5 protein-coding genes, 4 tRNA genes and 1 pseudogene are annotated in these 8,200 nt (G+C 38.1%); 8 read left to right on the top strand and 2 right to left on the bottom strand.

Annotation, left to right across the window (positions count from 1 at the left end; genetic code table 11):
* Nucleotides 1-89: 89 nt before the first annotated feature.
* Nucleotides 90-1,100 carry a tRNA (adenosine(37)-N6)-threonylcarbamoyltransferase complex transferase subunit TsaD gene (tsaD, locus tag RFX69_RS18065; RefSeq protein WP_000636264.1) on the top strand — a complete coding sequence of 337 codons (1,011 nt, stop codon included), beginning with the start codon at nt 90-92 and terminating at the stop codon, nt 1,098-1,100.
* A gap of 2 nt (nt 1,101-1,102) precedes the next feature.
* On the opposite strand, the pseudogene RFX69_RS18070 reads toward tsaD, so the two are convergent.
* Nucleotides 1,103-2,207: pseudogene (locus RFX69_RS18070) on the bottom strand (DUF6670 family protein).
* A 103-nt stretch (nt 2,208-2,310) separates the two neighbouring features.
* On the bottom strand, nt 2,311-3,192 hold the full coding sequence (locus tag RFX69_RS18075) for an ATP-binding protein (RefSeq protein ID WP_000190819.1): 882 nt from the start codon (nt 3,190-3,192) through the stop codon (nt 2,311-2,313).
* Between the two features lie 178 nt (nt 3,193-3,370).
* Here RFX69_RS18075 and RFX69_RS18080 point away from each other — a divergent pair, with 178 nt between their 5' ends.
* The 7 genes from RFX69_RS18080 (at nt 3,371) to RFX69_RS18110 (ending at nt 8,192) form a co-directional block, all read left to right on the top strand.
* Nucleotides 3,371-4,879 (top strand): DUF3336 domain-containing protein, encoded by a 1,509-nt coding sequence (locus tag RFX69_RS18080; protein ID WP_000461855.1) that lies wholly within the window; start codon nt 3,371-3,373, stop codon nt 4,877-4,879.
* Entirely contained in the window at nt 4,866-5,669 is an 804-nt protein-coding gene (locus RFX69_RS18085; protein ID WP_271055772.1) for a serine/threonine-protein kinase, read from the top strand. The genes RFX69_RS18080 and RFX69_RS18085 overlap by 14 nt, the downstream gene beginning before the upstream one ends.
* Nucleotides 5,670-5,774: 105 nt before the next feature.
* Nucleotides 5,775-5,859: transfer RNA gene (locus RFX69_RS18090), tRNA-Leu, on the top strand.
* Nucleotides 5,860-5,913: 54 nt separating this feature from the next.
* A tRNA-Trp gene (locus tag RFX69_RS18095) sits at nt 5,914-5,987 on the top strand.
* A gap of 27 nt (nt 5,988-6,014) precedes the next feature.
* Nucleotides 6,015-6,099, top strand: a tRNA-Leu gene (locus tag RFX69_RS18100).
* A gap of 57 nt (nt 6,100-6,156) precedes the next feature.
* Nucleotides 6,157-6,230 (top strand) — tRNA-Trp (locus tag RFX69_RS18105).
* Nucleotides 6,231-6,434: 204 nt separating this feature from the next.
* Nucleotides 6,435-8,192, top strand: coding sequence for a ShlB/FhaC/HecB family hemolysin secretion/activation protein (locus tag RFX69_RS18110; RefSeq protein WP_271055771.1), 1,758 nt, complete (start codon nt 6,435-6,437; stop codon nt 8,190-8,192).
* Nucleotides 8,193-8,200 lie beyond the last annotated feature (8 nt).

Raw genomic sequence — 8,200 nt, forward strand, 5'->3', positions numbered from 1 at the left:
TGAAGGTCAGTATTTTACTCATTTACAACTCATATCACAAGTCTATAATAGCGATTGCAATATTTTGACTCATATAAAAGGCAGTTTTGATGATTGTTTTAGGCTTGGAAACTTCTTGTGATGAAACAGGGTTGGCACTTTATGATAGCGAACTCGGCTTACGGGGACAGGTTCTTTATAGCCAGATAAAACTTCATGCCGAATATGGTGGTGTGGTTCCAGAGTTAGCTTCTCGTGACCATGTTCGTAAGCTTATTCCTTTAATGAATCAGCTGCTTGAACAAAGTGGTGTTAAGAAACAGGAAATTGATGCAGTCGCATATACACGTGGCCCGGGTTTAATGGGAGCGTTAATGACTGGAGCCTTGTTTGGAAGAACTTTAGCATTTTCACTTAATAAACCGGCAATTGGTGTTCACCACATGGAAGGCCATATGTTAGCTCCTTTGCTTTCAAGCCAACCGCCTGAGTTTCCATTTGTTGCATTGCTTGTTTCAGGTGGTCATACACAATTGATGGCAGCTCATGGTATTGGTCAATATGAGCTATTAGGTGAGTCAATTGATGATGCGGCGGGTGAAGCTTTCGACAAAGTCGCAAAAATGATGAATCTGCCGTATCCAGGTGGACCAAATATTGCAAAATTGGCGTTATCTGGTGATCCTTTAGCATTTGAATTTCCACGCCCAATGCTTCATCAGGGCTTAGACTTTTCTTTTAGTGGTTTAAAGACGGCAGTTTCTGTTCAGTTGAAAAAATTGAACGGCGAAAACCGTGATGCTGATATTGCTGCTTCATTCCAAGAAGCCATTGTAGATACCTTAGTAAAAAAATCTGTAAAAGCTTTAAAGCAAACTGGTCTTAAACGTTTAGTAATTGCTGGTGGGGTAAGTGCAAATTTACGATTACGTGAACAATTGGAAACTTCATTGGCGAGAATTAAAGCTCAGGTTTACTATGCAGAACCTGCTTTATGTACTGATAATGGTGCAATGATTGCATTTGCAGGTTATCAGCGTTTAAAAGCAGGTCAGCATGATGGTTTAGCTGTAACGACCACACCAAGATGGCCAATGACTGAACTTACTATTCCTGAGTAAGATTATTCATCTTCAAAGGCTTGTGGATTTTCGATATCAATATATTCGATGTATCCACGGCCTTGAACTTCATTGCCAAAATAATGACCAGTAAATATATAGCTACTTGCATAACCTCGCCCATGACCATAGCGGAATGGGCAGTCAATTTCTGCCTGAATGTTTAAGATAATTTGCTTTGCATCATTTCGAGCGATCCATGAAAAATATTTTGGAAGTCGCATTTTTTGCCCACTAGGTGAAACGAAGTCATCAACTTGATGCGAAATAATATCAAAGCTTACATCTGTGTAAATTTCAGCTGGCTGGTCCAGATGTCTAATATGCAGGGTGTATGCAGCTGTTTGTCCTGCAATATCGGCTTTGGTAAGAAGAAGTTGAGTGGCCTCGTTTAAATTGATAATTTGATAAGTAAAAAAATCAAGTGGCAGTTTATATGCATCAGGAATAAGTTTATTTGTAATGGAGTGAGGACCCACTGCTCGTGCATATTCGTAAGTGCAGAGTCCTTCGCTTTCAATGCGTTTTGCTTGATAGTTTAAAAAACCTTTAAACTTTGCCAATAAACTAAAATGATCATAGATTGGTGTTTTTATAAACCATGAAACATGTGAAGTGATATCGATATCAAAGTCGAAATTAAACCCCTCATAATGTCCATTAATATGGATGTGTGGAAATTTTCCTTGAATTAAAATTTCCTGACCTAGTTCTATTAAGGTCCCATCTTTATTAATTTTTTGCATCTTCAGGAATGATATAGGCCTTCAGTAAAGCTTGTTCCAGAGCAGCTGTGCTTGAAAAGAAAGTAGCGGTTTTTCTCGGGTTACCAGTGATGATGTCATCATGATCAAAAGCAAGTGCACCTGGAGTACCGATTAAAATCATAATATTTAAGTAACGATGCGGCTCTGGTAAAAGTGGGAAAAAGATACCGTAGTGTGTCCAGCTATAATATTTTTCGTCAATTCGTGGACGGATGATATGAGTTTGAGTAAAAGGAAGAGTTGAATATTTTTTTGCTTGGTCTAAAACGCCTTGTGCAAGTAATAAACTTTTAGCAAGCGCTTTACTTGTTGTAGAAATTTTTGGCAATTGTTTTTTCATATATAAACCTAAAGAAGGGCTATCTTTGTTTTAGGTTATGAAAAACAACTGCCAAAGCTAAGCGGTTTATAGGCCAAAGCTAAGGCTTTGCGGGACATTTTATTTAATTGTTAGACAAATCTTTTAAGGCGTTTAAACCAATCCAATGCTTAGAAAATTGATAAGCAGCTCGACCAGAGCGCTGACCCCGCATTTGGCACCAACGCAAGCTTTCAGCACGAACTTCATCATTAAAAGGCATGTTTGCTTTATCTAGATAATGCTCTACGATTTCTAAATATAAGTTTTGATCCATTGGATAAAAAGATAACCACAAACCAAAACGGTCAGACAAAGAGATCTTTTCTTCAATCGCTTCTTGCGGATGAAGCTCAGTATATTGAGGCACATCTACTTTGGTTACAGGGGTGTTTTCATGCATGAACTCAGGTAACAAGTGACGACGGTTACTGGTCGCATAAATAATAAAATTTGTTGAACCCGACTGTAAGGAACCATCTAATACGCTTTTTAAACTACGGTAATTTTCATCTTCAGCATTAAATGCTAGATCATCACAATAGACGATGTATTTTTCAGGTCGGTTTTGAATAATTTTTTGAATTTTCGGTAAGTCTGCTAAATCATCACGTTCAATTTCAATCAAACGTAATCCTTGAGGTGCATACTCCGTGAGTAAAGCACGAACAATAGAGGATTTACCCGTACCACGTGAACCCGTTAAAAGTACATCATTTGCTGGTAAGCCATTTAAAAACTGCAAAGTATTTTGAATGATCTTTTCTTTTTGTCTTTCGATGCCTTTTAAGTCATCAAGGTAAATATTTTTAGGTGTATAAATGGCTTTAAGCTGCTGGTTTTCCCATCTAAAAGCAGGGGCAGTAAAATCGGTCTCTTGTTTCGGTTCAGGTAAGACCTGCTGTAACTGATTTAATACAAGTGATAAGGTTTGAACTAAATTGTCGGGTAAATCAATGGTAGCCATGGTTAATCAATCATGTTAAACAGTAATTTACTAGGATACTAACACCGAAATTTGCAAGCTGACAAAAAAGATACGACTCATGCAGTTTATCGGTTTTGCAATTGATTGAAATGTTCAGACCGCGCATAGTGTTGTCATGTCTATTCAGTAAAATCATCTGTGAAGATGAGGACGAAATATGTTTGAAAAAATACGAAGTGATATGAATCCGCATCAGGCTTACCGTATCAAAAAATTACAACGTCAGTTAGACATGGCTGAATCTTATGAAGAGTGGAAGTCTTTTGCATTAAAACTGGATGAAGAAACTGGGGCACAAGAGTGGAAGTTTGATAATAGTTCGCCTTACTTCGATGCCGAGCTCATTTCTTATCGTTACACTTTACTGAAAAGATATCGTCAGCAACATCGCACTTTAGATTTGATTTATCTTTTAAAAGAAGGGTTGACCTACGATATTGCAAATATTGGCCACCCTATGTTGTTTGCTGCCACACATGTAGGCACAAAAAAATTAATTGAAGATTATATTGAAGAAGTCAGTCAAAGCTTGGCTTACATTGCATCTAGTGAATGTATTACATTCCAAAGAAAAGAAAAAATCGAATTTTTTGAAAACTGTGAAAAAGCATATGGACAGCCTGCTCTTATGTTCTCGGGGGGAGCAACCTTAGGTCTTTTTCATACCGGTGTATGTAAGGCTTTAATTGAACAAGATTTAATGCCTAAAGTCCTGTCTGGTTCAAGTGCGGGTGCCATTATGACGGGTATGTTGGGAATTTCTGCCAGTGAAGATATCCAAAACTTGCTAAATGGTGAGCAATTTTTTAGTGATGCTTTTCACTTTAGAAAACTTCGTGAACTCATAAAAGGGAATGGTGGTATTGCAGATGTCCACTATTTAAAAAAATTCTTAATTGAAAATTTAGGCGACCTTACTTTTGAAGAAGCATTCAAAAAATCAGGTTTGAATATTAATGTTGCTGTTGCACCGTACGATGCAACTGAAAACCCTCGAATTATGAATGCGATTATGACTCCAAATGTTTTGGTTTGGAGTGCGGTATTGGCTTCTTGTGCTGTGCCAGTTTTATTTCCACCTGTGCGTTTAACCAGTAAGCGTTATGATGGTGAACATACTCCATATATGGCAAATACTAAATGGGTAGACGGTAGTGTACGTAGCGATTTCCCACAAGAAAGAATGGCAAGACTTTATAACTTAAACTACACCATAGCCAGTCAAGTGAATCCGCATGTTGTACCGTTTATGCAAGATGATGCGCGCCGTTTCCGTAAAGACGTTTTAAGTTGGCCTGAACGAATTTTAAGACGCCAAGGTAAAGTACTCTCAATGGGGCTGATGGACTTTACACGTCAAAGATTAGGCGCAATTTCACCCGTAAGAAGACTACTCGATCATGGATACGGCGTAGTAGGGCAGCGCTATTATGGTGATGTTAATATTATTGCTAAATATAGCTTAAAACATTATGCCTATACGCTACAAAACCCACGCCCACATTTGTTTAAACGTTTACAGCGAGAAGGCGAGCGCGCGACTTGGCCGAAAATCTCTTCTATTGAAACGCACGCGCGTATTGGTAAAACGATTCAGCACTGTTTAGAAGTTTTACGTTTTGAAGAAAAGAAACAACAGCCAGAGTCTTATTATGCTGAAGCATGATTTTGCTTCTCATATAGAAAACCTAAAATGTGCGACAAAGCCTAGAAGTGAAGCTTTAGGACGGCATCTATGGACATGTACTATAGATGCTGATTCCTACTGGTTAAAATTTCATTTGCCAAATGTACATGCTCAAAGTGAGCAAGATTTTTTGCATGAATTGCAATTTTATGAAGATATTACATATAAAAAAGCGAATTGGCTTTTGCCATTTAAAATTATCGAGGGCAGTACTGTTTCTCAACAACCACAATTTCAAGGAAGTGTATTAGTTTTACCGGATACAGATTGTTGGTTTGATGATTTAGATCAAAAGCAAAATTTAAAAAATATAGATGAGAAAATCTATCTGGCACTTGTTAAGTTGGCAGAGCTTCATGAGTTGGGATGGATTCATGGTGATATTAAAAAAGAACATTTTCGAAAGTTTAAGCAAGAGCTTTATTTAATTGATTTTGAAAAAACACGGCTTATTTCAAGTCCTGATCCAATAAATGATGCTACACCACGGTATATGGCGCCAGAGCTATTTCATGGTGCCAATAAAACCGTTCAAAGTGATTTATATGCATTGGGAATCGTATTGTATGAATGGTTAACGCAAACTCGTTTACAAGCAAATAGTTACCATGAGTGGGCGGTATTGCACTGTCAAAAATTAAATGTGGAATTACCAAGTTCGTTCCAAATTTTCTTGCCACTACTTTCAGGCTTGTTACAAAAACAGCAGCAAAACCGGTTTTCAAATGTACATGAAGCGATAAATTGCTTAAAAGCGCTCCCAACCTGATAAAAATCATTGATCTAGTAACTGTATACAAATTACTCGGTCAGTTTTTTTTGAAAAAAAAACACTTGTCACTGTTAGATCTTATCGCTAATATACACAGCCATCGGGGGCGTGGCGAAATTGGTAGACGCACTGGATTTAGGTTCCAGCGCCGCAAGGTGTAAGAGTTCGAGTCTCTTCGCCCCCACCACTTTAAGTTAAGTCTTAAAGTTTGATATAGATGTTAAGACATCTAGATCTCGGAAGAGGATTGGTGTAATGGTAGCATGACGGTCTCCAAAACCGTTCGTCAAGGTTCGAGTCCTTGATCCTCTGCCACATTTATTTTAAATAAATGTCCCAGATGGGGGCGTGGCGAAATTGGTAGACGCACTGGATTTAGGTTCCAGCGCCGCAAGGTGTAAGAGTTCGAGTCTCTTCGCCCCCACCATAGAAAGAAGCAAGACGATGATCTTGCTTTTTTTATGATTAAATCTGAATTGTCTATAGAGGATTGGTGTAATGGTAGCATGACGGTCTCCAAAACCGTTCGTCAAGGTTCGAGTCCTTGATCCTCTGCCAAGATTCTAAAAAAAGCTCCTTTTGTGGAGCTTTTTTATACCTTATTGATTTTATATATAAATTTGTTTCTCGGTTGAGTGCTTCTAAAAGTTTGTTAATAAAAATTATTTTACATACAGACAAATCTGTATAAAAAATACTTCCACTTTGTTAAGGTTTTGTTAAAATAAAATTAAGTTGATATTAATCACGGTTTGATTTTATATGGTGAACTATAACAAATTTAATAAAAATGTCTTATTCATCTGTTTATCACTCATGGGGGGCGTAAGTTATGCGGCTGACTCGGATGATCCAATTCGACAGAGAATTCAGGCTGATCAGACCATTCGGCAACAGCAGCGAGATACTGCATTAGAAAAACAGATTCAGCCGAACGTAAGTGTGAATTTAGGGCAAGAACAAAATAAAATTTCAGCTCAGCAATTACAATATTTACACTCTAATAGTGAAACACCTTGCTTTGAAATTAAAAAAATACTTTTAGAAGGTGATTTAGCTCATCAATTCATTTCTAGCTTTAATGTGGTTACAACTGGTAAGAACAATATTATTGGACGTTGTTTAGGTGTAAATGGTCTTAATCAGGCACTTGATCTTGTCCAAAATAAAATTATTGCAGATGGTTATGTCACAACACGAGTGCTACTACCTCAGCAAAATATTGCATCTGGCACAGTTCGGGTTCGTGTTATTCCTGGCCGAGTTGATCAGATTAAGTTTGCCGATGGTACCTCTAAACGAGCACATTTATGGAATGCTTTACCGATGAAGTCGGGAGCGCTTTTAAATATTCGTGATATGGAGCAAGGCTTAGAAAACTTTAAACGTGTACCTACGGTTGAGGCTGATTTTAAAATTCAGCCAGCAGAACAAAAAAATGAACCGGGTTATAGTGATGTGATTCTTGCATGGCAACAAGCTAAACCTTATCGCTTACATGTGGGGATTGATGATTCAGGTTCTGATGCTACTGGAAAATACCAAGGTACAGCGACCTTGTCACTTGACCATGTGTTAACTTTAAATGATTTATTTTATATCAGTTATAACCATGATTTAGGTAGCAATGGTTCTGGTAAACATGGTACAGATGGCTTTTATGCAAGTTATACCATTCCATTTGATTATTGGTTGTTTTCAACCAGTTATAGTCGTTCTAACTATCTGCAAACAGTTGCTGGAAGTAGTGAAACTTATCAATATAGCGGTAAAAGCGAACTCATTAATGCAGACTTATCTCGAATTATTTATCGAGATGCACACCGTAAAACTGCTGTAGGTTTTGGTGGGTGGTACCGTGAATCACAAAATTATATTAATGATGTAGAAGTTGAGGTACAGCGCCGTAAAACTGCAGGCTGGAAAGCAACTCTTGATCATACTGAATATTTTTCTAATGCAACATTAAGCGGTAATGTGACTTATAAGCGTGGTACAGGCTGGCTTAATGCAATGAGAGCACCAGAAGAAAGCTTTGGTGAGGCTTATACACATGTAGGCATTTTGCAGGCCAATGCCAGTTTACAAGTTCCTTTTAAAGTGGGGCAACAGAACCTTCAATATCTTGCAGAATGGCGTACCCAACACAGTAATAAGCCTTTGACACCGCAAGACCGATTCTCGATTGGAAACCGTTATACCGTAAGGGGTTTTGACGGTGAACAAACTTTATTGGCAGATAATGGTTTTTTAGTTCGCAATGAACTGAGTGGCTCAATCATGAATAAACCACATTCGTGGTATGCAGGTATTGATTATGGAGAGGTGGGGGGAAAAACCGCGCATTATCCAAACCCTTTACCAGGTACCAGTTTGTTAGGTGCAGTTATTGGATTGCGTGGACAAATTGCACCGCTACATTTGAATTATGACGCTTTTGTCGGAGCACCGTTGAAAAAGCCAGATCACTTCGAGACGGATGATTACACGACTGGGTTTAGCGTGAACTGGACCTATTAGTTTAAGTT

This window comes from Acinetobacter sp. 148 (assembly GCF_031196675.1).
GTDB lineage: Bacteria > Pseudomonadota > Gammaproteobacteria > Pseudomonadales > Moraxellaceae > Acinetobacter > Acinetobacter baumannii.